This is a genomic window from Limimaricola sp. (genome assembly GCF_016125575.1).
Classification (GTDB): domain Bacteria; phylum Pseudomonadota; class Alphaproteobacteria; order Rhodobacterales; family Rhodobacteraceae; genus WGLM01.
Map to the genome: position 1 here is coordinate 39,496 of NZ_WGLM01000007.1, position 24,049 is coordinate 63,544.

Genomic DNA, 24,049 nt, shown 5'->3' on the forward strand with positions numbered 1-24,049 from the left:
GGAAGATGACATATTTCGGAATTGCGAGAGGAGCGCGCCGGAACCCGTCATCGACAGGGGGAGCATGGCCGCCACGTTCATCAGCAGCCGGATCTATCTGGAACCCGGATACCCGGGCAACCATCCGCTGGCGATTGCCCGCCTCGCCCCGGTGATGGGCCTGTGCCGTGCGCTGGGCTGGCTGGACGACGGCGCTTATGCCGAATGCCCCATCGCCACCGACGCGCAACTGGCCCGCTTTCACGACGCGGCCTACCTTGCAGCCTTTGCCGCGGCCACCGAACGCGGGCGCGCCACCGCGCAAGAGCGCGCGCGTTTCGGCCTTGGCAGCATCGAGAACCCCATCTTTGCCGGCCTGGACGCACGCGCGCGCGCCTCGGTCGGCGGGTCGATCCTGGCGGCCGAGATCGCGCTGAAAGGCGGCATCGCCTACCATCCGGGCGGCGGCACCCATCACGCGATGGCGGACCGGGCCAGCGGGTTTTGCTATTTCAACGACCCGGTCTTTGCCATCCTGCGGCTGCTGGATGCCGGCCTGACGCGTGTTCTTTACGCCGACCTCGACGCCCATCACGGCGACGGGGTGCAGGCGGCCATGGCCCACGATCCGCGCGTGATGACGCTGTCGGTGCACGAGGACGGGCGTTGGCCCTTCACCGGCGGCGCGGGCGACCGGGGCAATGGCCATGCCCGCAATTTCCCCGTCCCCCGCGCGATGAATGACAGCGAATTCGCCTGGCTGATGGACAATGCCCTGCTGCCGCTGGCGCGCGGCTTTGCCCCGCAGGCCGTGGTGGTGACGGTGGGCGCCGATGCGCTGGCGGGCGATCCGCTGTCCTCGCTGGCGCTGTCGAACGGCGCGCTGTGGGAGGCCGTGATGGCGCTGACGCGGCTGTCGCCGGCCTCGGTCATCCTTGGCGGCGGCGGCTACAACCCCTGGACGCTGGCGCGGGCCTGGGCCGGGCTGTGGGCGCGCCTCTCGGGCCAGCCCGTGCCCGACGACCTGCCGCCAGCCGCGCGCGCGGTGCTGGCCCCGCTGTCCTGCGATCTTGTCGACGAGGACGAGGTGCAGCCGGCCTGGCTGACCACGCTTGCCGACGCCCCCAATCCCGGCCCCGTCCGCCCCGCCTTTGCGGCGCTGGCGCGCGCCGCCCTGTCCCCCGATCCCGCGGAGTTGCCCCATGTCCGACTGGCTTGACCGTCTTGCGCAGATCGAGGCGCTGGAAGACCTTGCATTCGACGCCGCCCTGGTGGCCGAGATGCAGGCCGCCGCGCCCCTGACCCATCGCCGCCCGATCCGGTTTTCCACGCCCACCTTCAAGGAATACCAGGGCGCCGAGATCCAGGGCTGCGGCAAGAACAGCTTTCCCGCCTTCTCGATCACCGGCGGGGCCTGCGCACTGGACTGCGATCATTGCCAGGCCAAGATCCTGGAACCGATGATCGCGGCCACCCGGCCCGAGGTACTGGACCAGAAGGTGCGCGACCTGATCCTGATGCAGGATTTGCAGGGCTTCCTGCTGTCGGGCGGGTCGAACCGCCGCAACGAGATCCGCTATGAAAAGTTCTATCCCGTCATCGAGGGGCTGAAGCGCGACTTCCCGCATCTGAAGGTCGCCATTCACACCGCGCTGACGGATGAGGCGGCGGCCAAGCGGATGGAGGCCGCGGGCATCGACACCGCGATGATGGACGTGATCGGCTCCGACGACACGATCCGCGAGGTCTATCACCTCGACCGCCCGGTCGAGGATTTCGAGGCGACGCTGGCCGCCCTGACCGCGACGAAAATGGAGATCAGCCCCCACATCGTCATCGGTCTGCATTACGGCGAGATCCGGGGAGAGGCCCGCGCGCTGGAGATGGTCGCGCGTTATCCGGTGAACGCGCTGGTGCTGGTCGTGATCATGCCGTTCTACGCCCGGCCCGGCACCTTCCGGACACCGTCGACGACGGATGTGGGCCGCATCTTCCTGCAGGCGCGGCATGCGATGGGCGAGCGACAGGTGCTCTTGGGCTGCGCCCGGCCCGCGGGCACGCACAAACAGGTCACAGATGCCTACGCGGTGATGGCCGGGCTCGACGGCATCGCCTTTCCGGCCGATGGCGCGGTGGCCACCTGCGACGCGGTCGGGCGCGCCTTCACGCAGGAAAACGCCTGCTGCTCGATCAAGATCGGCTCGCGCACGGCGCTCGCCCCGGCGCGGACCTGCGCGGCATGAGCACGACCGCCACGCCCGACCTGCTGGTCTGCGGGCTTGGCCCGGCAGGCGCGGTGGCGGCCACGGTGGCGGCGCGGGCGGGATTGCGCGTGCTGGGCATCGACCGGCGCCGCGTGCCCGGCCTGCCCGTGCAATGCGCCGAGTTCGTCCCGGCCATGCTAGGCGGCGACGTGCCCGCCGTGCTGGCCGCCCAGCGGCAGGCCATCGCGCGGATGGACACCTACCTTGGCGCGGGCGTCGAGGTGACGCCGGATTTCCGCGGCCGGATGATTGACCGGGCCGATTTTGACGCGGCCCTGGTGGCCGAGGCGCGCGCCGCCGGGGCCGAGATCCGCATGGACACCCTGCTGCGCCGGATCACGCCCGAGGGCGTGGCAGTGCTGGCCGATGGCACGCAGTTCGCCGCCAAGGCGATCATCGGCGCGGATGGTCCGCGTTCGGTGGTGGGCGCTGCCATTGGCGCGCCCAACGCGGACGTGGTGGAATCGCGCCAGATCACCGTTGACCTGCTGCGCCCGCATGACGGCACCGACATCTTCCTGCGGCCCGAGATCGCGGGCGGCTATGAGTGGCTCTTCCCCAAGGGCGAGCGTGCCAACCTTGGCCTTGGCGTGGCCCCGCAATACCGCGACCGGCTGAAGCCGCTGCTGGAGGCGCTGCACGCGCAACTGGTGTCTGAGGGTCGGGTGGGCGCCACCATTCACGCCACCACTGGTGGCGCGATCCCGGTGGGCGGCATGACAGGCCCTGTCGGTCGCCTTGGTGCGGTGCCCGTCCTGCTGGCAGGCGACGCTGCGGGTCTGACCAACCCGGTCACCGGCGCGGGCATCCCTGCCGCCGTCACCTCGGGCCAACTCGCAGGCGAGGCCGCCGTTGCCCTGCTGGCAGGCGACGCCGACGCGCGCGCCGATTATGCCGAGGAACTGGACGCGCTTTACGGCCGCTCGCTGGCGCTGGCCCGCGACCGCCGCCGCGCACTGATGGCGCGCTACGCCACGGGCGAACCACCCGGCCCGGCCGCGCTGCGCCGCGCCTGGATCGCCTATCCCGAATACTGGGCCGAGGCCCGCACCACTGCCCCCGCCGCCTGAGGAGTACGCCATGACCTGCCTGAAACCCGAAAATGCGCAACCCGGACGGACCGGCGCGGACGGGCGCGATTTCAACGCCTACGAGGTGATGGAGCCCCGCATCCCCGGCGTCGTGCCGGCGCCGATGAAGAACGGCCGGCCCGTGAAGGAGGCCAACCGCGCGCCCGAGGGGCTCTACAAGCCCAACTACAACATCCTGACGCCGCACATGCGCTCGCCCGACTACGTGCAGATGTCGACCGCGGCGGCGATCACGATGGGGCTGGTCGAGGGCAAGATGCATGGCTGTTCCTGCACCCGCTGCCTCAACCTCCTGCTGACCTACCCCGAGGGCTGCCGCGCCAACTGCGCCTATTGCGGGCTGGCCCGCCACCGCGAGGCCGAGCGTAACTATGCCGACCGCAACTTCATCCGCGTCGACTGGCCCGCCGTGCCGATGGACGAGGTGGTGGACCGCGTCGCGCGCGACGTGGCGGGCAGCCCGTTTCACCGGATGTGCATTTCGATGATCACCCACCCCAATTCCGACGAGGACACCGTGACGGTGCTGAAGAAATGGACCGACCGGATCGACCCCGACGCGATCCCGATCTCGATCCTGTCTAACCCCACCACGATGACGCGCAATGACGTGCAGGTGCTGCGCGACATGGGGTCCGATATCTTCACCGTGGCGCTGGACGCCGCCACGCCCGAACTGTTCGACCGCACCCGCGGCAAGGGCGTGCAATCGCCGCATACCTGGAAAAAGTACTGGGAAATCATGCTGGAAGCGCGCGACATCTTCGGGCCGCAGAAGTTCGGTGCGCATATCATCGTGGGCATGGGCGAAACCGAATACGACGTGATGAAGGTGGTGCAGGATCTGGTCGACTTGGGCGGGCACAGCCACATGTTCTGCTTCTTCCCCGAGAAGGGCAGCCTGATGGACCACCTGCCCGCCACCCCGCGCGATCAATGGCGGCGCGTGCAACTGGCGCGCTACCTTGTGGATTATTGCGGCGTGCGGATCGAGCAGATGACCTTCGACGAGAACGGCCGCATCGTCGATTTCGGGATGCCGCAATCCGAGCTGTCGGTGATCATCGACGCCGGCATCGCCTTCCGCACCAGCGGTTGCCCCGGCAAGTTCGCCGATGATATCTCGGCATGCGACAGGCCCTATGGCGACAGCCCGCCCTCGAACATCGCCAGCTACCCGTTTGCCCCCAAGGAGGTGGACCTGCGCAAGATCCGCAGCCAGCTGGCGATGGAAAAGCCCGGCGAAAGCTACACGCCGGGCGAGGAGTTCGACCTGCTCTGACCCACAGGCGCGCCACCGAAAGGACCCCACCATGACCAAGCCCTTCCGCGTGATCGACACCGGCATCCGCCCCTGCCGCGAACAGATGGCCTTCGACCAGGCGCTGATCGAGGCGCACAAGACGGGGGCGGTGCCCGACACGGTGCGCTTCCTGCAATTCCCGCCCTCGGTGCTGGTAGGCCGGCATCAGGCGATCAGCCAGGAGCTGAACCTGCCGGCCTGTCGCGCGGCGGGCGTGGGCATCGGGCGGCGGATCACCGGGGGTGGCGCGCTGTACCTCGACGAGGGGCAGTTCGGCTGGGAGTTGGTGTTCCACAAGGCGACGCTGGGCATCTCCAGCCTGGGCGATCTGGCGCGCGAGATTTGCGAAGCCGCCGCCGACGGGTTGTCACGCCTTGGCATCGCCGCGCGTTATCGGCCCCGCAACGATATCGAGGTGGACGGCCGCAAGATTTCCGGCACGGGCGGGTTCTTCGACGGCGATACGCTGTTCTATCAGGGCACCGTGCTGGCCGATATGGACGGGGCCAAGATGACCTCTCTGCTGAACATCCCCGCAGCGAAACTGGCCAAGCACGGCCAGACCAGCGGCGCGCAGCGGGTGGTGACCCTGCGCGAGCTCTTCGACGGCAAGCCGCCGCCGGTGGCCGAGGTCAAGCAGGCGCTGCTGGAGGGCTTTGCCGCGCGACTGGGTATCGCGCCGGAATGGGGCGAGATCACCGCCGGGGAAGAGGCCGCCGCGAGGGCCATTTTCGCCGAGGAGATCGGCACCGACGAGTTTGTGTATGGCATCGACGACCCGACCCGCCCGGCTGACGTGCGCATCGGCGCCCATACCGGCGCGGGCGGCACGGTGACGGCGCATGTGCGGCTGGAAGGCCCCCGGCAGGACCGCATGCGCGAAATCGTCATCACCGGCGATTTCTTTGTCACGCCGCCCCGCATCATCGCCGATCTGGAGGCAGCACTGCGTGGCGTAACCGCCGCCGAATTGGCCGAGGCCGTGACGGCGTTTTTCGGCGCCTCGCAGGTGGGTTTGCTGACGGTCGCGCCACAGGACTTCACGACGGCGATCCTGAATGCCGTCGCCGGCGAGGTACAGGCCAAGGCCGACACCTGACGCGCTATTGGGCCGGCGTTCCTTCGGCCTTGATCGCCGCGGCGCGGGTCAGTTCCTTTTGCAACAACACCTCTTCATGCGCACGCGGTTTCGAAAGGCGGGCAAAGATCAGGTAGGTCGCTGGCGTCAGGTAAAGGGTCGAGACGGCGGCGAAGCCCAGCGCGCCCACAATCACCCAGCCTAACGCTGACCGCGCCTCGGCCCCCGGCCCGGTGGCCAGCACCAGCGGCAGCGCGCCAAGGATGGTGGCCAGTTTCGTCATCATGATCGGGCGCAGGCGGATCGCGCTCGCCTGCTCGATCGCCTCACGCACGGCAAGGCCCTGATCGCGTAACTGGTTGGCGAACTCGACCACAAGGATGCCGTTCTTGGCCATGATCCCCACCAGCAGCACCAGCCCGATCTGCGAATAGACGTTCAGCGTGCCGCCCGTCAGGATCAGCGCGAAAACCGCGGCCGCAAGGCCGAACGGCACCGTCACCATGATGATCCCGGCGCTGACGAAGCTTTCGAATTGCGCGGCCAGTACCAGCAGGATTACCAGCGCGGCAAAGCCGAAGGTCACCGCCAGCCCGTTGGCGTTCTGGCCGATGGTGGCGGCCTCGGCCAGCGGAACGATTGAAACACCCGGCGGCAGTTCCGGCAGCAGCAGCGCGCGTGCCGCCTCGTAGGCATTGCCGATCGGGAAGCCATCGCTGAGGCCCGCGGTAATATCGACGGCGCGACGCTGGCTTTCGCGGCTGAGCGAGGGGGCCGCGGCGCTTTCCGAGATCGACACGATCGAGGACATCGGCACGAAGCGGCCATCGCCAGTGCGGGCAAAGATGTTTTCCAGATCCGTGGGGTCGTTGATCGGCTGGCTCGTCGATTGCAGATAAATCGGGTAGGTCGTGTCGTTGAAGTTGACGTTGCCGATGGACTGGCCGTCCAGCATCGCCTGCAGGCTGGCGCCCACACCGGTGATGTCGATGCCCAGCTGGTCGGCGCGGGCGCGGTCGATCTGCACCTGCACCTGCGCCTGCGTGGTGTCATAGCTTGACCGCACGTTGCCAAAGCGCGGGTCGGCCTGCAGCGCCTTGACGCTGGCGGCGGCGGCCTGGCCCAGCACGTCGTAATTGGTGCCAACGAGGGCGAATTGCAGGCCGTTGCCGCCGCCCCTGATGCGCAAACTATTGGGCGAAATCGCGAAGGCGCGCACCCCCGGCACCTGCGAGATCAGGCCGTTGATCTGGCCGGCGATGGCCTGCTGACTGCGGCTGCGCTGATCCTCGGGCACGAGGCTGACCAGCATGAAACCGCGGTTGGTGCTGCCGCCGAATCCAGTGATGGAAAAGACGTTTGAAATCTCGCCGCTGGCCTTGATCGGCGCCAGAAGCTCCTCGATCCGGCTGATCTGGGCATTGGTGTAGTCAAGGCTGACGTTCTGCGGTGCCTGCACTATGACGGCGATGCGGCTGCGGTCTTCGGGCGGGGTCAGTTCGGTCCTGATCGTGGGAAAGGCAAACCACGCGATCGCGGCAAACAAAGCAGCGGCCGCCAACACCGCCAGCGGCGCGTTCAGCGCGCCGTGCAGCGTGCGGGCGTAGAACCTTGCCAGCATCATGCCGAAACGCGCGATAAGGCTGGGCTTGCGGCCCGCTTCATGTCCGCCATGCGCCACCGCGCGCGCCGCCATCATCGGCGTCAGCGACAGCGCCACCACCGACGAGACCAGCACCGCCATCGCCAGCGTCAGCCCGAATTCGCGAAACAGGCCGCCCACCTGCCCCGGCAGGAACGAGATGGGGATGAAGACCGCCGCCAGCGTCACCGTCGTGGCCAGCACCGCGAAATAAACCTCCTGTGTGCCCAGCACGGCGGCCGCGCGAGGGCCAAGTCCAAGGCTGCGCTGGCGCACGATGTTCTCCAGCACGACGATCGCGTCGTCCACCACGAGGCCGGTCGCCAGCACCAGCGCCAGCAGCGTCAGGATGTTGATGGAAAAGCCCGACAGGTAGATCCCCGCCAGTGCGCCCGCCAGCGCGATGGGCATCGAGACGGCCGGGATCAGTGTCGCGCGCCAGTCGCGCAGGAAGACGAAGATGATCGCGGTCACGACAAGGATAGAGATCACCATCGAGCGGATGACCTCGCTGACCGCGCCCCGGATGAAGACCGCGTCGTCGGAATTGACGGTTATCTTGACATCTGGCGGCAGCGAAGGGGCAAGCGCCGCGATGGCGGCGTGGATGCCGTTGGAAATCGCGATGGTATTCGATTGCGCCTGACCGATGATCGACAGGCCCACGCCCGCCTTGCCCTCGGCGTTGATCCGGGTGCCGCTGGAATTGGGCGCCAGATAGACCGATGCCACGTCCGACAGCTTGACCCCGTCCTTGACCTGCAGCCCCATCGCCTGGCCAAGGTCGGTGATGCTGGCCGAGGCGCGCACGATGATGTTTTGGTTGGTCGCGTTGAGCGTCCCCGCCGGTACGTCGAACGAGATCTTCGCAAGCGCCTTTGAAACATCGGCCAGTGTCAGCCCCCGCGCGGCCAGCGCATCGGGCCGGATGTCGACGGTCAGGATCTGTGCCGCATCGCCGGCCAGCTGCACGTCGGCCACGCCGTCGACCGCCAGCAGCGGATCGAGGATCGTCGCATTCACAAGGTCGGTCAACGGCCCGATGCTCAGCTTGTCGGATGTCACCGACAGCCACATCACGCCCTGCGCGTTGCTGTCGGCCTTGACCACTGTGGGTGTCTTGGCATCGGCGGGCAGCGAGTTGGCGACCCGGCTGATCGCGTCGCGCACGTCCGACGCGGCAATATTGATGTCGGTCGATCCGCTGAACTCCACCGTCGTGCGGCCACGGCCGTAGCTGGAGCTTGAGGAAACCCCGCTCACCCCGTTCACGCCCGCGATGGCGCCTTCAATGACCGAGGTGATCTCGGTATCCACGGTTTCAGCTGCCGCGCCGGGAAACTGGGTGTTGATGGTCAATACCGGGCGGCTGACATTGGGCAGCTCTTGCACCTGCATGCCAAGAATGGCGGCGATGCCCGCGACGAAGATGATCGCGTTCAGCACGAAGGCCAGAACCGGCCGGCGCACGAAAAGCGCCGCCAGTAGCGCACCCTGCTGAGAATTCTTGTTCTCGGCCATGACCGCGCGCGCCCCTAATTGCCGCTTGCGGGCGCGGCCGCGGCGGTGGTGCCACCTGCCCTGTTGCCCGTTCGCCCACCCGATTGCGGCCCCGATTGCGACCCTGGCCCAGGTGCCTTGGCCGCAGAACCACCGCCGGCCTGCTGGCCCCCCGCAGCGTCGGCCGGGGGTGCGCCTTGCACCTGAACCGTGGCGCCCGGCGACAGCCCGGCCAAACCTTCGGTCACCAACATGTCGCCCACCTTTACCTCGCCTGCGACAAGCACGCTGTCGGTGTTGCGCTGTACGATACGCACCGGCACCTTTTCGGCCTTGTCGTCGACGACACGCCAGACATACGAACCGTCGGTCCCCCACTGGATGGTCAGCGGATCAACCGCGATGAAGCTGTCACCGGGGAATTTCAGCGACACGGTAAAGGCCATGCCGGGGCTCAGGCGTCCGTCGGCATTGGAGACCTCGGCCTGCACCTGAAAGGTACCGCTGGCCGGGTCGATCCGGTTATCAATGGCGCTGACGGTTGCATCAAGCGAGAGCTGCGGCAGGGCCACCGGCACCACCTGCGCCGGATCACCAAGGCTGACCTTGCCCGACAGCCGCTCGGGCAGCCAGAAATTGATGCGCAGCTTGGAGCTGTCGACGATCGTGGTGAGCGCCGTTTGTGCCGTCACATCGGTGCCCACGCCCACCTGCAGGATGCCGACCGTGCCCGCGATGGGCGCGGTGATGGTGCGGTCGGCAAGGTTCTTCTCGGCGGTACGCAGGTCGATCTCGGCGCTTTTCGCGGCCAGTTCGGCAGACTGGATCTGGCTCGCAGGCACCGCATTTGTCTGGCCCAGTTGTTGCGTGCGTGCCAGCGTGCGCTGGGCGTCGTCAAAGGTCAGCCGCGCCTTGTCGAGGGCCAGTTGCTGAACATCCATGTCGAGTTGCGCGATCACATCGCCGGGCTTGACGACCGTGCCGGCCTGAACCGGAATGGCCTTCAGGGTGCCACTGACCTCGGGCAGCACGGTGACCGACTGGATCGCCTCGCCCGAGCCCAGCGCCGAGACCTTGTCATTGATGATCTCGCTGGTTGCCGCTTTCAGTACCACGGTCGATGCGCGCGAGAACCGGCCGAAACCACCCCCGCCCGGCCGACCGCCGCCACCGGGACCCGCCGCTTCCTGAGCGGGAAGGGTAATGCCCACAGCCTCCAGCGGCCCGGCAAGGCCGATCTGGCGGGCAATCCCGACGGCCCCGGGAAAGAAGGCAATCCAGAGCGCGCCCATCACGGCAACCACAACCAGAGAAATCAGAACCTGTTTCCAAAGCGACATGAAATTACGACTTTCCGAGAGAAGCCCCTCATAGGTGGTCTGGATGGCGCCGCTGTCCAGAGCCGGCGGGTGCAGCAAGTCAGCATTGGCCCCGTCTCATGGTGCCGTCAAGCCGGGCCAGCCCGGCGGGACCCAGCTTGCCCGATCACATCCACGTTGCCGCCCGCGGTCGCACAGCCCGGTTCTTGACCCATGTCAATGGCGGGTCTGCCGTCGGCCGCTAGGCTGCCTTCCATGATCGAGATTCGTATTCATGGACGTGGCGGACAGGGCAGCGTTGCAGCCGCCTACCTGCTGGCCTCTGCCGCCTTCGAGGCGGGGTTTACCTGTCAGGCCTTCCCAAGCTTCGGGGCCGAGCGGCGCGGCGCGCCGGTCACCTCCTTCGTCCGGATCGACAGCGTGCCGATCCAGTTGCGCGCGCAGATCCGCGCGCCGGATTTCCTGATCGTGCAGGACGACACGCTGCTGCTGGACCACGGCATTACCGCGGGGCTGAAACCCGGCGGCGCGATGCTGGTCAATTCCGGCCGCAGCGCCGAGGATGTCGAAAAGGCCTTTGCCTGCCGGGCCTTTTGCGTGCCGGCCACCGCGATGGCGATCGAAGAGATCGGCAAGCCCATTCCCAACACCGCGCTGCTGGCCGGCTTTCTCGCGCTGACCGGCCTGCTGCCCCCCGCGGCGCTGGCAGCGGCGCTGAAAGGCCGGTTCAAGGGCGACACTCTGGCCCATAACCTGACCCTGATCGACCGGGCCGCGGCCGCCGTACCGCAGGGCCTGTGGAAGGAGCCCGCCGATGCGTGAAGCCCTCGAAGGCAGCCTGGCCATCGCGCGTGCGGTGGCGCTGTGCAAACCCGACGTTGTCGCCGCCTACCCGATCACGCCGCAGACCCATATCGTGGAAAACCTCTCTCGCCTCGTGGCCGAGGGCGAGATGCATACCGAGTTCGTCAGCGTGGAATCCGAGTTCTCGGCGGCCTCGGTTGTGCTGGGTGCGGCCGCCGCCGGTGCGCGCGCCTACACCGCCACTGCCAGCCAGGGCGTGCTGTTGATGGCCGAAGTGCTGTTCAACATTGCGGGCCTGCGCATTCCGCTGGTCATGACGGTGGCCAACCGCGCGGTCAGCGCGCCGCTGTCGATCTGGAACGACCACGGCGACAGCATGGCGGTGCGCGATTCCGGCTGGATCCAGCTGCATTGCGTCGACAACCAGGAGGCGGTCGATACCACCATCCAAGCCTTCCGCATCGCGCAGGAAACCGAGTTGCCGGTGATGGTCTGCATGGACGGCTTCGTGCTGACCCACACGATGGAGATCATCGATATGCCGTCGCAGGAAGAGGTCGCCGGCTGGCTGCCGCCCTTCGACTTTGCCCGCAAGCTCGACCCGACGGACCCGAAATCCTTCGGCATGCTGGTGACGCCCGAGTATTTCGCCGAAATCCGCCACGCCCACCACGCCGCGATGACCCGCGCGCTGCCGGTGATCGACCAGATCGACAGGGACTGGGCCGCCCTGACCGGGCGCAGCAGCGGCGGCCTGCTGGAGGTCGAGGGCGATCCGGCCGCCGAAGTGGGCATCCTCGCCATGGGCTCGACCGTCGGCACACTGCGCGCCGGCATGGCCGCGCATGCCGAGGCCGCCGGCCCCGCCCGCATCATCAAGCTGCGCGCCTTCCGCCCCTTCCCGGCCGAGGCGCTGCGCGAGGCGGTCAAAGGGCTGAAACACCTCATCGTCATCGACCGCGCGATCTCGCCCGGCCTGGGCGGCATCGTCGGGACCGAGGTGGCGGCCGTTTTGGCCGACATGGCCGACCGGCCCCGCATCCACAACCACGCCATCGGGCTGGGTGGCCGCGACATCCCCGAGACGATCTACGCCGACCTGATGGCCGCCATTCGCGACCCTGACGCGCCGGCCTTCTCGGTCTTTGACGTGGACCTCGAAAAACTGGCTCCGGAGGACCGCTGATGACCGACGAAACCCGCCTGAGCGAGTTGCGCGCGAAATTCGGCCGCGTGCCGCCCGCCCCCGATGAACCCTCGCCCAAGCCCCTGACCCTGCGCGAAAAACAGCCGCGGTTCGAGGGGCTGGTCAGTGGTCACCGCGCCTGTCAGGGCTGCGGCGAGGCGCTGGCCGCCCGGCTGGTGATGGAAAGCGCGGGCCCCGACGTGATGGTCGCCAATGCCACTGGCTGTCTGGAGGTCTTCACCACCCCCTGGCCGCAATCAGCCTGGCACGTGCCGTGGATCCATTCGCTCTTCGAAAACGCGCCCGCCGTCGCCTCCGGCATGGAGGCCGCGATGAAGGCGCAGGGCAAGAAGACCAAGGTGTTGGCCTTCGGCGGCGATGGCGGCACCTATGACATCGGCTTTCAGGCGCTGTCAGGGATGCTGGAGCGCTATCACAACATCCTTTACGTCTGCTACGACAACGAAGCCTACATGAATACCGGCATCCAGCGGTCCTCCTCGACACCGCATGCCGCGTCCACCACCACATCGCCCGCGGGCAAGGACCGGATGGGCAAGCGGCACCTGAAAAAGGACCTGCTGTCGATCATCGCGGCGCATCACGTGCCCTATGCCGCCTCGGCCTCGGTCGCCTTTCCGGCCGACCTGCAGCGCAAGGTGCGCTATGCGATGGGGATCGAGGGGCCGACCTTCATCGTCGTTCATTCGCCCTGCCCGCTGGGCTGGAAACACGCCAGCGCCCTGACCATCGAGGTGGCGCGCCGCGCGGTGGAATGCGGCCTTTTCCCGCTGGTCGAACTGGAACGCGGATCGCTCAGCAACGTCATGCCGATCCGCAGCCCCCGCCCGGTGCGCGACTATCTTGAGGTTCAGGGCCGCTTTGCCCACCTGATGAAGGACAAGGACCCCCGCGCCGAGAAGGAGCGCGACCACCTTCAGGCGCTGGCCGATTACAACATCGCCACGTTCGGCCTTGCCGGCGCGGCGCAGGATGCCAACGACACGGGCGGCGCGGCCGCCGTGGGCCGTGGCGGTCCGCTGGTGGGAGGGATGTAAGATGGCCGTTCTGACACGCGGCGCCTACGCGCTGCCCGGCACCTCGCTGGATTTCAAGACCGGCAACTGGCGGTCCACCGAAGTGCCCGCGCATGTCCATGCCAAGGCGCCCTGCCACGGTGCCTGCCCGGCAGGCGAGGACCAGCAGGCCTGGTTCGGCCTGCTGCAGCAAAATAACCTTGAAGGCGCGTGGCGCGAACTGGTCAGCGCCAACCCGCTGCCCGCGATCACCGGCCGCGTCTGCCCACATCCCTGCGAAACCGCCTGCAACCGGGTGACACTGGACGGGGCGCTGGCGATCCACAACGTCGAACGCTGGCTGGGCGACCGGGCGATCGAACATGGCTGGGCCTATCCCGCGGCCGCCCCCGCCGCCGATGCGCCGGTCGTTGCCATCGTCGGCGCGGGGCCCGCGGGCCTGTCGGCGGCGTGGCATTGCGTGCGCCTTGGCCTGCGCGCCGAGATCTTCGAGGCGTTGCCCGAGGCTGGTGGCCTGCTGCGCTCGGGCATTCCGCCGACACGGCTGCCCCGCGACGTGATCGACGCCGAAATCGAGCGGCTTCTGGCGGTGCCCGGCATCACGCTGAACCTGCGCGCGCGGCTGGGCCGCGATGTCACGCTCGATGGGCTGCGGCGCAGCCATGCCGCGGTGCTGCTTGGCCCCGGCTGCCAGGAGGGCAAGGACTGGTCGGTGCAGGGCGCGGTGCCGGTGGACCTGCACGAGGGGTTGGCGCTGCTGCGCGAATTCATGGACGTGGGCGCCTTCCCGCCCGGCGACCGGGTGATCGTGCATGGCGGCGGCAATACCGCGATGGACCTCTGCCGGATGCTGAAACGGGCGGGCGCGGGCCATGTTACGCTGGTCACCGCCTCGGGCCTGCCCGGCCCCGAGACCGACCCCGGCGACGTGATCAACGTCGTCCCGCGCGAGCTGGAAGAGGCGCTGGAGGAAGGTGTCGAGATCATCGCGCACGCCACCATCAACCGGCTGATCATGAAGGGCAGCAAGGTGACCGGCGTCGAGGTGGTCAGCCTGCGCAAGCTGAAGGGGGCCGACGGGCGCACCAAGCGTGTCAGCTTCGAGGGGACCGAGCGGGTTCTGCCGGTGGACCTTGTCGTGCCTTGCGTGGGCGAGCGGGTATCGCCCGAGGGGCTGGAGGGGCTGTTGCGGGGCGGCTATCTGCGGTCGGTCGATGCCTGGGGGCGGCTCGCGGCGGACGGCGTGATTGCCATGGGCGACGCGCGCGGCGACCGCGGCACCGTGGCCGAGGCGATTGGCGACGGGCGGCGCGCGGCACTGGCCGCGGCGGCCCTTGTGGCCGGTGCGCCCGAACCGCAGGAGGATGCGCGCGAGGTGCTGCAGGCCAATGCGCTCAACACCCGCTATTACCCGCCCCGCGCACGCAGCGCCGCACCCAAGCTGCCGGTCGAGGCGCGCACCTTCGAGGCCGAGATCGAGGGCTGCATTGGGTCTGACGCGGCGTTGGCCGAAGCGGCGCGCTGCCTCTCCTGCGGCAACTGTCTGGCCTGCGACAATTGCTGGACCTTCTGCCCCGACAACGCGGTGATCAAGACGGTGGAACTGGCGCGCGACGGCTCGCACTACGTCTTCGATCTCGACTATTGCAAGGGATGCGGCCTTTGTGCCGCGGAATGCCCGACCGGATACATCCAGATGGTCGCCGAAGCCTGATCCGGCCCGGCGGCGAAGATTGTCTTTTTCTGCTTTGGCTGCCCGATCATTTCAAGATATTATCGGGACGAATTGTCATTTTCAAACATCCTGCCCGTGACGGCCGTGCGCTGGCATCCGGCCCTCTCCCGCGCTCCCCGGCCCCCTGCGCGAAGCTTTTCCGCGCTTTGATCGGTGTCAATTCGCCGGCCCGGCACCCGGTGCATCATCCCCGCGACGGCAATTTCAGTTTAGCGAGGATCCGATGTCGAAAAATACCGTGAACGTGATGTGGTTCGAAACGCTCGCCCGCAAGGACGTGGCGCTGGTGGGGGGCAAGAACAGCTCGTTGGGCGAGATGGTCCAGCAACTGGGGGCCAAGGGCATCCGCGTGCCCGACGGCTTTGCCACCACCGCCGATGCCTACCGTGCCTATGTGACCTACAACAAGCTCGATGAACGGATCGAGGACGCGATCGGGCGCTGGCAGGATCACAAGATCAGCCTGCATGAAGCTGGCAACGAGGTCCGCAAGATGATGCTCGAGGGCGACTGGCCCGCCGACATCGAGGCCGATATCCTTGAAAGCTACCGCGAATTGTCGCGCCGCGCGGGTACCACCGACATGCCCGTCGCCGTGCGGTCTTCGGCCACCGCCGAAGATCTGCCCGATGCAAGCTTTGCGGGCCAACAGGAAACCTACCTTAACGTCCGTGGGGAAAAGGCGGTGCTGGCGGCCTGTCGGCGCTGTTTCGCCTCGCTCTTCACCGACCGGGCGATCACCTATCGCCAGATGAAGGGCTTTGGTCACGAGAAGGTCGCACTGTCGATCGGGGTGCAGCGGATGGTGCGGGCCGATACCGGCGGGTCGGGCGTGATGTTCTCGATCGACACCGAATCGGGCTTTGACAAGGTCGCGCTGATCACCGCCGCCTGGGGTCTGGGCGAAAATGTGGTGCAGGGCGCGGTCAACCCGGATGAATACGAGGTGTATAAACCGCTTCTGGGCAAACCCGGCCTGAAACCCATCGTGGAAAAGAAGCTGGGCGCGAAAGAGAAGAAGATGATCTACGCCGGCCAGCAGGGCGGCGATACCAAGAACGTGCCGACCTCGAAGGCCGAGCGCGCCGCCTGGGTGCTGAATGACGACGAGATCATGGAACTGGCCCGCATGGCCGTGACCATCGAGGACCATTACGGCCAGCCGATGGACATGGAATGGGCCCGCGACGGCGAAACCCGCGAGTTGTTCATCGTGCAGGCCCGTCCTGAAACGGTACAATCACGGGCGGATGCGGGCGCGATCAAGTCCTACACCGTCAAGGCCGCCGGCAAGGTGCTGGTCACCGGCCTGTCGGTGGGCGCGGCAGTGGCGACCGGACGGGTCAGCATCATTGAAAACGCAAAGGATATCGACAAGTTCGTCGATGGGTCGATCCTTGTGACCTCCACCACCGATCCCGACTGGGTGCCGATCATGAAGCGCGCCAGCGCCATCGTGACCGACCACGGCGGGCGCACCAGCCATGCCGCCATCGTCAGCCGCGAACTGGGCCTGCCTGCGATCGTCGGCACCGGCAACGCCACCCATATGCTGCATGACGAGCAGGAGGTCACGGTCAACTGCGCCGGCGGCGACGAGGGCGTGGTGAACGAAGGTATCGCGGCATTCGAGGTTGAGGTGCTGCGCGTCGATGACGTGCCGAAGACCAAGACCGGCATCATGCTGAACATGGCCAACCCCTCGGCCGCGTTCCGCTGGTGGCGGCTGCCTGCCGATGGCGTGGGGCTGGCGCGGATGGAATTCGTGATCAACAACGCGCTGAAGGTCCACCCGATGGCGCTGGTCCATTTCGACACGCTGAAGGACGAGGCCGCCAAGGCCGAGATTGCCGAGCTGACCAAGGGCTTTGCCGATAAGACCGAGTTCTTCATTGACGGCCTGGCCCGCGGCCTCAGCCAGATCGCCGCGGTGGTCTATCCCAAGCCGGTGATCGTGCGGATGTCGGACTTCAAGACCAACGAATATGCCGAGCTTCTGGGCGGCCGCGAATTCGAGCCCAAGGAAGAAAACCCGATGATCGGCTTCCGCGGCGCGTCCCGCTACTACGCCCCGGCCTATCGCGCGGGTTTCGCGCTGGAATGCAAGGCGATCAAGCGGTTGCGCACCGAGATGGGGTTCGACAACGTCGTTGTCATGATCCCCTTCTGCCGCAGCCCCGACGAGGCCGACAAGGTGCTGGAAGTGATGAAGGAAAACGGGCTGGAGCGCGGCAAGGACGGCCTGCAGGTCTACGTGATGGGCGAAATCCCGGCCAACGTGATCCTGGCCGAGGAGTTTGCCAAACGGTTCGACGGCTTCTCGATCGGGTCCAACGACCTGACGCAGCTGACGCTGGGGGTCGACCGCGACTCGGGCGAGTTGGCGGGGCTTTTCGAGGAATCGAACCCCGCCGTGCTGTGGATGATCGAAAGCCTGATCGCGCGGGCACACAAGGCCGGCGCCAAGGTCGGCCTTTGCGGACAGGCACCCAGCAACGACCCGGCCTTTGCCCGCCTGCTGGTCGAGGCGGGGATCGACACGATCTCGGTCACGCCCGACAGCTTCGTCGCGGTCAAGCGCCACGTCGCGGCGGCCGAGGCTGGCAAAGGCTGAAGCACCTCCGGCCGGGCGCACTGGTCAGCCGCGCCCGGCCCGCTATGTTTTCCCGCAACCGACAAGGCGGGAGGCATGACGATGGACAGGATCACCCGGCGCAAGGCGCTGATGGGCGGAGCGGGGCTGGCGGCACTTGGTGCGCTCGGCGCCCGTGCGGCGCGCGCCGATGACATGCCGCCCGGCTTTCGCCGCGTCGCCACGCAATACATCGCCTCGCTGGCGGGCGACAACGAGGCGTCGGGCGGCGGGGCACAGACTTGGGGCCTCTGGCGCCAAGACCCCGGCCCCCGCGGCGTCTGGCTGCGCCTTTTCCCCGCAGTGCAGGCTGCAGGTGGGCTGACTCTGGCCGGCTGGCGGTTCGAAGCGAAGGACTGGTGGATGGAGGAACACGGGCTGATCATGGAAAGCCCCGAGTTTCCGTTGCCGCCGGGCCGCTACCTCGTGACCGGCGGGCGCGAAGCAACGACGGTGCTGACCGTCGCGCCCCCCGACGCCAATGGCGATCAGCACTGGGATTTGGCCAATGGCGTCACCATTGGCGAGGTCACCCACCTCGCCTGCCGCTCGGCCCGCTACACGCCAGAGACGGCCGACGGCACCTGTTCACCCGCGCAGGCCAACAAGGCAGCCTTCCCGGTGATGCCCGGCGGGACGATGCCCTCCGTGCCGGGCTGCACCAAGCGCGACTATGCCGTGCTTTTCGTCATCGGGGTCGAGGACAGCGCGGCGAGCTGATCACTCCATCGCTGCCGCGGCCGCCCCGTGCCCGCCGCCCGCCGGCTGGGCCTTGGGCTTGCGCAGCATCGCCGCCAGCGGAATCGCGGCCAGCGTGACCATCATCATCAGCCAGAAATCGTCGATATAGGAAATCATCAGAGATTGCTGGTTCACCAGCCCGTCAAAGACCTTGAGAAAGGTGGGCGAGGTCGCCAGCTGCGCCACGGGCACATGCGCGGTCGCGGGGTTCTGCGCGGCAAAGCTTGATGTCAGCGACAGGAGCTGACCGTTCGTGGCCGTTATCGACTGCGACAGTTCGGAATGGTTCACTTGGATATTCCGCGTCAGCACGACCGTCACGACAGAAATGCCGATGGACGAGCCGATGTTGCGCACAAGGCTGAACAGGCTGGTCGCATCAGCCCGGTATTTCGGGTCGAGCGTGGCGAAGGCCACGGTTGAAAGGGGCACGAAGACAAGGCCAAGGCCCAGCCCCTGCACGATGCCCGAAGTGATGATCAGCTGCGAATCCATCTGCGGCGTGAACCCGGTCATCGCGTAAAGCGAGGCCGCGGTGACCAGCAGGCCGGCAATGACGAGGATGCGCGCATCCACCTTCCGCACCAGACGGCCGACGATGATCATCGAGATCATCGTCCCCACCCCGCGCGGTGCCATCACGAGACCTGTCGAAATTGTCGAATAGCCGAAGAGCTGCGCCAGCATCGGCGGCAGCAAGGCAAGGCTCGACAACAGGATGATCCCGATCACGAAGATGAAGATCAGTCCGGTGACGAAATTGCGGTCGGTGAAGATGTGCGGGTCGATGAAGGGCGAATCCCACGACGTGAGGATATGGACGACGAACACCCAGAAGCCGGTTACCGACAATGCCAGTTCAAGCCAGATTTCCAGCGAAGAGAACCAGTCGACCGAACCACCCCGGTCAAGCAGCAATTGCAGCGCGCCTACGCCAAGCGACAGCATGGCAAAACCGAAGAAATCGAACCCTCGCAACCGTTTGGCCGCCGCCGGCAGGTAGGCCGTGCAGCCCAGCGTTGCGATGATACCCACCGGCAGGTTGATGAAGAAAACCCAGCGCCAGTTGAAGCTTTCGGTCAGCCAGCCGCCCAGTGTCGGCCCGATGATCGGGCCCACCATGATGCCCGCGCCCCACATCGCCATTGCCTGCCCGTATTTCTCGGGCGGGTTGATGTCGAGCAGGAAGGTCTGGCTCAGCGGCACGATCGCCGCGCCGAACAGGCCCTGCAGCAGCCGGAACGTCACCATTGACCCCAGCGACCATGACACGCCGCAGGCCATCGAGGTGGCCACGAAGCCGACGATGCAGGCGATGAACACCTGCTTGCGCCCGAACCTGTCCGAGATCCAGCCCGTGACCGGCGTCATGATCGCCGCGGCCACGATATAGGACGTCAAGACCCAAGTGATCGTATCCTCGCTCGCGCCAAGGTCGCCCGTCATCGAGGGCAGCGCGACGTTGGCAATGGTGGTGTCCAGCACCTGCATGATCGTCGCCGCCATGATCGACAGCGTGATCAGGCCACGGTGCGGCACTTCCAGAGTGGCACGTCCGACATCACTCATGATCCGCGCCTCAGCCCTTCGTAAACGCGGCAGGAAGCAGGTCGGACAGGTGGCGGATCCGGCCGGTATCGACCGAAACCTTCGCGCTCATACCCGAACGCATCGCTGTGCCGGCGGGCACGTCATCCAGCACGATGCGCACCGGAATGCGCTGGGTCACCTTCACCCAGTTGCCAGTCGCGTTCTGCGCCGGAAGAAGCGAGAATTCTGCGCCCGTGCCCGCGCCGATCGCGGCGACATGGCCGTGGAACACCTGACCGGGATAGATATCAAAGCTGACTTCGGCCGGCTGACCGACCGAGACATGACCCAGCTGTGTTTCCTTGAAATTCGCGTCGACCCACGAATCGCCGGTTTCGACGAGGGTAAAAACATCCGAGCCCGCGACCACGAACTGCCCCTTGCGGAAGGAGGCGGCCTGATAGACGACGCCGTCCGCCGGGGCGGTCACGGTGGCAAGATCGAGGTTGTATTGCGCCTTGTCACGGGCCGAAAGCGCGGCCAGCACCGAGGGGTGATCGTCGGTCTTGATGTCGGCATTGCCGCCCAGCGCGGCCAGTGCGCTGTTGGCATTGGCCTGCGCCGTCACCAGCTGTTCCGAGGCGACCTGCGCCGCGTGCTGGGCATCCTGAACGGCAGTGGCGGTGGCCACGCCCTTGTCCGCCAGCGCCTGCTGACGGGCCAGTTCGGATTTGTAATAGGCGGCCTGATCCTCGGCGACCTTCTCTTGCGCCTGCGCCACCACGTAGGCGGCGCGCATCTGCGCCACGCCTAGACGCGCGCTGGCCAGCGCCGCATCGGCCTGCGCAAGCGCGATCTTGTAGGGCGCGGGATCGACCTGAAACAGCACATCGCCTGCCTTGACCGGGTGATCGTCGCTGACATTGACGGCAACGACGCGGCCCGACACATCGGGCGCCACGGACAGCAGCGCCTGGTGCAGGTTGGCGTTCTCAGTCGTCTCGTAGCGACCGCTGTTCAGCCAGTAGAATCCGCCGCCGGCAATCATCGCGGCGGGCACCAGCAGCATCAGGATGCTGCGGCGGCCACGGCCCTTGCGCGGGGTCGCGGCATGGGGGGCCGGCGCCGGCGCAGGCGCTGCGGCCTTTTCGGCCTCGGGCGCCGGGGCTTTCGCTTCGGCGGCGTCGGGCGTGGCTGTCTTGGCGTCGGTCTTCAGCGAAGTCACGGTGTTCATTCAGAATTCCCTGCGTTCATCGGTGCCGCGGCAGCCGCGGCGGAAAGGTTTTCGAGGACAAGGTCCAGCCCCGCGACAAGGCGACGCCGGTCTTCAAGCGAAAGACCCGCCATCGCTTCGTCATAGACCGTTGTCGCCACCGACTTGATGTCGGCAAAGGCGGCCTCGGTCTTGGCGGTCGGCACGACAAGGCGGATGCGCTTGTCCAGCGGATCGGCCTCTCGCGTCACCCAGCCGGCCTCTTCCATCCGGTTGACGAGGCGCGAGACGCTGATCGGCTCGACCTCCATCAACTCGGCAAGGCGCGCCTGTGTCGCCCTGCCCTCGCGCGTCAGCCGCACCAACAGGCGCCACTGGGCCGAAGACAGGCCAAGCGCGCGGCCATGCACCTCGAACCGCTTACGCAACAGACGCGCGCAGTCGTGGAGCAGCAGACCAAATCTCTCGAGGCCCTCGGTTTTCATAAGCATCGCATATAATAAGCATGCTTACGGCGGCAAGGGCCCGAATGCCGATGAATGACAGCCATGCAGCCGGTGCAACCCTCGGCAAGCACCACCCTGCGACGACCAACATCAAACCGATTTACCGTTTAACGCGGCGGGTTTACCATCCGTGGCGTTGGACCACCGCCCCGGAACCGGCATCCATGTTCACGTCGACGCGAATTGGCCGTTACATCCTCTGGAACCGGCCCACAAGCCACGATCATAACCGCTTTCCCGGCCTGCCCCTCGCCCCGGCCAGCAAGGCCCGGCCCCTTCCCGACCACCCCACACCGGTCCGTTTCGGACCCGTCACCTTGCGCGGCCCCGCTGGCCCGGAAACAACCGATCTCGTGCCGCTACTTGAACGGACCGGAACCAGCGCGCTTCTGGTCCTCTCGCGCGGTGCTGTGGCGTTTGAGTGGTATGGCAACGGCGGCGGGCGGCACACGCCGGGGCGCTGCTTTTCGGTGACCAAATCCTTTGCCTCGGCGCTATTGGGCATCGCGATTGCCGAGGGCGCGCTTGGCGGTCTCGACGCCACCCTGGCCGACTGTCTGCCAGAGCTGCAGAACGACCCAAAGGGCGCGCTCAGTCTGCGGCATCTGATGGAAATGCGCTCTGGCATCCGGTTTGTCGCCGGGCCGCTGCCGTGGTCGGATGACGCGATCTGCTATTTCTCGCCCGATTGCCGCGCGGCCGCGCGACGGGCGCCGGTAACCGATCCGGTCGGGGCCTTCTTTCACTACAACGACTATCACCTCTTTCTGGTTGGCATGATGCTGGAACGCGCGACGGGCATGCCGGTGCAGGACTTTTTCGCGCGCCGCCTCTGGCAGCGGATCGGCGCGGAATACCCGGCCTCGCTGACCATCGACAGTCGCCGCTGCGGCTTCGTCCACCTCGAAAGTGGTCTGAACGCCACCGCGCGGGACCTGGCGAAGTTCGGCCAGCTTTACCTGCAGAAGGGCCAGTGGGACGGCGCGCAGATCGTATCGGCCGACTGGGTGCGGGACACCACCAGCCCAGAGGGCGCGCGGCGCGATCCCGACTGGTTCCGCTTTTACAAGGACAAGCCTTGGGGCCGCGTCTTTGCCTCTGGCCGCGTCTTCTACAAGCGGTTCTGGTGGGGCCACGAGGTGGGCCCCGATGATTGCGATTTCTTCGCGATGGGGGCGCTGGGCCAGCACATTTATGTCAGCCCACGCCATGACACCGTCATCGTTCGCCTGTCCGACCGTTTTCCCAAGGGCATGTGGTGGCCGCCGGTGTTCCGGCAACTGGCCGAACAGGCCTCCAGCGCCGGCTAGGTCAGGCGCCGGTGCGGGTGCAGTCGCCGTGCGTGCTGACGGTGCCGAAGACCACGTCATGCATGATCCGCCCCGGCGACAGGGTAAAAATGCCTGCCACCACCAGCGCGCCCGCGAAGAGCAGCGTCATCGTCCGCTTGTGCCGGCCAACGCGGTGGGCGCGGGCATGGGCCACCCCCATCGGCAGCGCGATCAGCGTGACCAATGACAGGCCGTGGATGATGCTGAACGGGCCGAAAGTGCAGATCGTGTGGATCAGGAAAGACGAGGCCGCGACCACGGCCATCAGGATCACCCAGATCCAGCCGATGGTGCGGTGCGGCAGGGTGCCCTTGGGCGCTGCAAGCTGGATCAGGCCCAGTACGAAGGCGGCCATCGCGGCAACAGCGTGAACAATCACGTAAGACGGGGCGGCCAGAAGGGGAGCGAGCGTCATGATCAGATCTCCACGCAAATTTCAGACCGCCAGCGCGGTCACTAGGGGCGAAGATTGATCCACCTCAGTCTCACCTCGCGCTCAACTCACGTTTTCGTGATAACGACGTCCGGCAGGATCGCCGTCCCATCGTCAGGATGATCGGGAGCGGATCGGCATGGGCCAAACCAGCTCCACGACACCTGAATCCGGGGGCAAGCGGCAGTTGCGCGAAACGCGCACGCGGCTTATGGCAACGCCAACGCGGCCCGCCACGAGGATCCACGCCCTTGACCGCCCTGCTCAGCCCTCGCGCCCTTGTTCTGCGCTATGCCGCCTTTGCCGCAGTGGCGACGCTGGCCAATCTTGCCGCGCAGCGGCTGGTGCTGCTTTTCGGGCCGACGGACCTGTGGCTTGCCCCGGCCATCGCGGTGGGCACCGGCGTGGGACTTGTGGTGAAATACCTGCTCGACAAACGCTGGATCTTCTTTGACCGCAGCGCAGGTGCGGCCGCGCATGGCCGCCGCTTCGGCCTTTATACCCTGACCGGCGTCGTCACGACGCTGATCTTCTGGGGCGCCGAGGCGGGCGCGTGGGCGATCTGGCACGACCAGACCATGCGCGAGATCGGTGCACTGGCGGGCCTGGCCTGCGGCTATGTCCTGAAATACCGGCTGGACCGCCGTTTCGTCTTTCGCGCCATCGTGGTCTAGTCCACGCCGAGCAGGCCAGAAATCGACCATTTCCAACACGATGCGCCCGAA

Annotated in this window: 19 protein-coding genes; 13 read left to right on the forward strand and 6 right to left on the reverse strand. The window is 66.9% G+C overall.

Annotated features, from left to right (window positions below; genetic code table 11):
- Positions 1 to 64: 64 nt before the first annotated feature.
- Genes GC146_RS17290 through GC146_RS17310 form a run of 5 tightly spaced genes read left to right on the forward strand, consistent with a single transcriptional unit; the run spans position 65 to position 5,736 of the window.
- On the forward strand, positions 65 to 1,198 hold the full coding sequence (locus GC146_RS17290) for an acetoin utilization protein AcuC (RefSeq protein ID WP_291841348.1): 1,134 nt from the start codon (positions 65 to 67) through the stop codon (positions 1,196 to 1,198).
- Positions 1,182 to 2,222, forward strand: a complete 1,041-nt coding sequence (locus tag GC146_RS17295; protein ID WP_291841349.1) for a radical SAM protein — start codon at positions 1,182 to 1,184, stop codon at positions 2,220 to 2,222. The genes GC146_RS17290 and GC146_RS17295 overlap by 17 nt, the downstream gene beginning before the upstream one ends.
- On the forward strand, positions 2,219 to 3,313 hold the full coding sequence (locus GC146_RS17300) for a geranylgeranyl reductase family protein (RefSeq protein ID WP_291841350.1): 1,095 nt from the start codon (positions 2,219 to 2,221) through the stop codon (positions 3,311 to 3,313). Before GC146_RS17295 ends, GC146_RS17300 begins: the two co-directional genes overlap by 4 nt.
- Before the next feature lie 10 nt (positions 3,314 to 3,323).
- On the forward strand, positions 3,324 to 4,616 hold the full coding sequence (locus GC146_RS17305) for a radical SAM protein (RefSeq protein ID WP_291841351.1): 1,293 nt from the start codon (positions 3,324 to 3,326) through the stop codon (positions 4,614 to 4,616).
- A 31-nt stretch (positions 4,617 to 4,647) separates the two neighbouring features.
- Positions 4,648 to 5,736: a hypothetical protein gene (locus tag GC146_RS17310; protein WP_291841352.1), complete on the forward strand. Its 1,089-nt coding sequence runs from the start codon at positions 4,648 to 4,650 to the stop codon at positions 5,734 to 5,736.
- Positions 5,737 to 5,740: 4 nt separating this feature from the next.
- On the opposite strand, the gene GC146_RS17315 is transcribed toward GC146_RS17310, so the two are convergent.
- Both GC146_RS17315 and GC146_RS17320 read right to left on the reverse strand, forming a co-directional pair.
- Positions 5,741 to 8,878: an efflux RND transporter permease subunit gene (locus GC146_RS17315; protein ID WP_291841353.1), complete on the reverse strand. Its 3,138-nt coding sequence runs from the start codon at positions 8,876 to 8,878 to the stop codon at positions 5,741 to 5,743.
- Between the two features lie 14 nt (positions 8,879 to 8,892).
- On the reverse strand, positions 8,893 to 10,275 hold the full coding sequence (locus GC146_RS17320; RefSeq protein WP_291841354.1) for an efflux RND transporter periplasmic adaptor subunit: 1,383 nt from the start codon (positions 10,273 to 10,275) through the stop codon (positions 8,893 to 8,895).
- Positions 10,276 to 10,431: 156 nt separating this feature from the next.
- Here GC146_RS17320 and GC146_RS17325 point away from each other — a divergent pair, with 156 nt between their 5' ends.
- From GC146_RS17325 to GC146_RS17350, 6 genes are all read left to right on the forward strand, one after another.
- Positions 10,432 to 10,998, forward strand: a complete 567-nt coding sequence (locus GC146_RS17325) for a 2-oxoacid:acceptor oxidoreductase family protein (protein ID WP_291841355.1) — start codon at positions 10,432 to 10,434, stop codon at positions 10,996 to 10,998.
- Positions 10,991 to 12,166: a pyruvate ferredoxin oxidoreductase gene (gene porA, locus GC146_RS17330; RefSeq protein WP_291841356.1), complete on the forward strand. Its 1,176-nt coding sequence runs from the start codon at positions 10,991 to 10,993 to the stop codon at positions 12,164 to 12,166. The genes GC146_RS17325 and porA overlap by 8 nt, the downstream gene beginning before the upstream one ends.
- Complete coding sequence (locus GC146_RS17335) at positions 12,166 to 13,224, forward strand: thiamine pyrophosphate-dependent enzyme (RefSeq protein WP_291841357.1); 1,059 nt, start codon at positions 12,166 to 12,168, stop codon at positions 13,222 to 13,224. The genes porA and GC146_RS17335 overlap by 1 nt, the downstream gene beginning before the upstream one ends.
- Position 13,225: 1 nt before the next feature.
- Positions 13,226 to 14,917, forward strand: coding sequence for an FAD-dependent oxidoreductase (locus GC146_RS17340; RefSeq protein WP_291841358.1), 1,692 nt, complete (start codon positions 13,226 to 13,228; stop codon positions 14,915 to 14,917).
- Positions 14,918 to 15,161: 244 nt separating this feature from the next.
- Positions 15,162 to 17,552, forward strand: coding sequence for a phosphoenolpyruvate synthase (gene ppsA, locus GC146_RS17345; protein WP_291841359.1), 2,391 nt, complete (start codon positions 15,162 to 15,164; stop codon positions 17,550 to 17,552).
- Between the two features lie 75 nt (positions 17,553 to 17,627).
- Positions 17,628 to 18,290, forward strand: a complete 663-nt coding sequence (locus GC146_RS17350; protein WP_291841360.1) for a hypothetical protein — start codon at positions 17,628 to 17,630, stop codon at positions 18,288 to 18,290.
- Here GC146_RS17350 and GC146_RS17355 read toward each other — a convergent pair whose 3' ends face one another.
- The 3 genes from GC146_RS17355 to GC146_RS17365 are packed head-to-tail and all read right to left on the reverse strand — an operon-like array spanning position 18,291 to position 21,545.
- Positions 18,291 to 19,880 (reverse strand): DHA2 family efflux MFS transporter permease subunit, encoded by a 1,590-nt coding sequence (locus GC146_RS17355; RefSeq protein WP_291841361.1) that lies wholly within the window; start codon positions 19,878 to 19,880, stop codon positions 18,291 to 18,293. It abuts the gene before it with no gap.
- Between the two features lie 10 nt (positions 19,881 to 19,890).
- Positions 19,891 to 21,075 carry an HlyD family secretion protein gene (locus GC146_RS17360; RefSeq protein WP_291841362.1) on the reverse strand — a complete coding sequence of 395 codons (1,185 nt, stop codon included), beginning with the start codon at positions 21,073 to 21,075 and terminating at the stop codon, positions 19,891 to 19,893.
- On the reverse strand, positions 21,072 to 21,545 hold the full coding sequence (locus tag GC146_RS17365) for a MarR family transcriptional regulator (protein WP_291841363.1): 474 nt from the start codon (positions 21,543 to 21,545) through the stop codon (positions 21,072 to 21,074). Before GC146_RS17365 ends, GC146_RS17360 begins: the two co-directional genes overlap by 4 nt.
- Positions 21,546 to 21,724: 179 nt before the next feature.
- Between GC146_RS17365 and GC146_RS17370 the strand changes: the two genes are divergently transcribed.
- A complete protein-coding gene (locus tag GC146_RS17370; protein WP_291841364.1) occupies positions 21,725 to 22,870 on the forward strand; it encodes a serine hydrolase in 1,146 nt (381 codons plus the stop codon).
- Between the two features lies 1 nt (position 22,871).
- On the opposite strand, the gene GC146_RS17375 is transcribed toward GC146_RS17370, so the two are convergent.
- Positions 22,872 to 23,306, reverse strand: a complete 435-nt coding sequence (locus GC146_RS17375) for a DUF2306 domain-containing protein (RefSeq protein ID WP_291841365.1) — start codon at positions 23,304 to 23,306, stop codon at positions 22,872 to 22,874.
- A gap of 269 nt (positions 23,307 to 23,575) precedes the next feature.
- Here GC146_RS17375 and GC146_RS17380 point away from each other — a divergent pair, with 269 nt between their 5' ends.
- Entirely contained in the window at positions 23,576 to 23,998 is a 423-nt protein-coding gene (locus GC146_RS17380; protein ID WP_291841366.1) for a GtrA family protein, read from the forward strand.
- Positions 23,999 to 24,049: the final 51 nt, after the last annotated feature.

Excerpts from the sequence above, each read along its gene's own strand:
- GC146_RS17290 (WP_291841348.1), top strand. The coding sequence starts at position 65 with ATGGCCGCCACGTTCATCAGCAGCCGGATCTATCTGGAACCCGGATAC.
- GC146_RS17295 (WP_291841349.1), top strand. The coding sequence starts at position 1,182 with ATGTCCGACTGGCTTGACCGTCTTGCGCAGATCGAGGCGCTGGAAGAC.
- GC146_RS17300 (WP_291841350.1), top strand. The coding sequence starts at position 2,219 with ATGAGCACGACCGCCACGCCCGACCTGCTGGTCTGCGGGCTTGGCCCG.
- GC146_RS17305 (WP_291841351.1), top strand. The coding sequence starts at position 3,324 with ATGACCTGCCTGAAACCCGAAAATGCGCAACCCGGACGGACCGGCGCG.
- GC146_RS17310 (WP_291841352.1), top strand. The coding sequence starts at position 4,648 with ATGACCAAGCCCTTCCGCGTGATCGACACCGGCATCCGCCCCTGCCGC.
- GC146_RS17315 (WP_291841353.1), bottom strand. The coding sequence starts at position 8,878 with ATGGCCGAGAACAAGAATTCTCAGCAGGGTGCGCTACTGGCGGCGCTT.
- GC146_RS17325 (WP_291841355.1), top strand. The coding sequence starts at position 10,432 with ATGATCGAGATTCGTATTCATGGACGTGGCGGACAGGGCAGCGTTGCA.
- porA (WP_291841356.1), top strand. The coding sequence starts at position 10,991 with ATGCGTGAAGCCCTCGAAGGCAGCCTGGCCATCGCGCGTGCGGTGGCG.
- GC146_RS17335 (WP_291841357.1), top strand. The coding sequence starts at position 12,166 with ATGACCGACGAAACCCGCCTGAGCGAGTTGCGCGCGAAATTCGGCCGC.
- GC146_RS17340 (WP_291841358.1), top strand. The coding sequence starts at position 13,226 with ATGGCCGTTCTGACACGCGGCGCCTACGCGCTGCCCGGCACCTCGCTG.
- ppsA (WP_291841359.1), top strand. The coding sequence starts at position 15,162 with ATGTCGAAAAATACCGTGAACGTGATGTGGTTCGAAACGCTCGCCCGC.
- GC146_RS17350 (WP_291841360.1), top strand. The coding sequence starts at position 17,628 with ATGACGATGGACAGGATCACCCGGCGCAAGGCGCTGATGGGCGGAGCG.
- GC146_RS17355 (WP_291841361.1), bottom strand. The coding sequence starts at position 19,880 with ATGAGTGATGTCGGACGTGCCACTCTGGAAGTGCCGCACCGTGGCCTG.
- GC146_RS17360 (WP_291841362.1), bottom strand. The coding sequence starts at position 21,075 with ATGAACACCGTGACTTCGCTGAAGACCGACGCCAAGACAGCCACGCCC.
- GC146_RS17365 (WP_291841363.1), bottom strand. The coding sequence starts at position 21,545 with ATGCTTATGAAAACCGAGGGCCTCGAGAGATTTGGTCTGCTGCTCCAC.
- GC146_RS17370 (WP_291841364.1), top strand. The coding sequence starts at position 21,725 with ATGTTCACGTCGACGCGAATTGGCCGTTACATCCTCTGGAACCGGCCC.
- GC146_RS17375 (WP_291841365.1), bottom strand. The coding sequence starts at position 23,306 with ATGACGCTCGCTCCCCTTCTGGCCGCCCCGTCTTACGTGATTGTTCAC.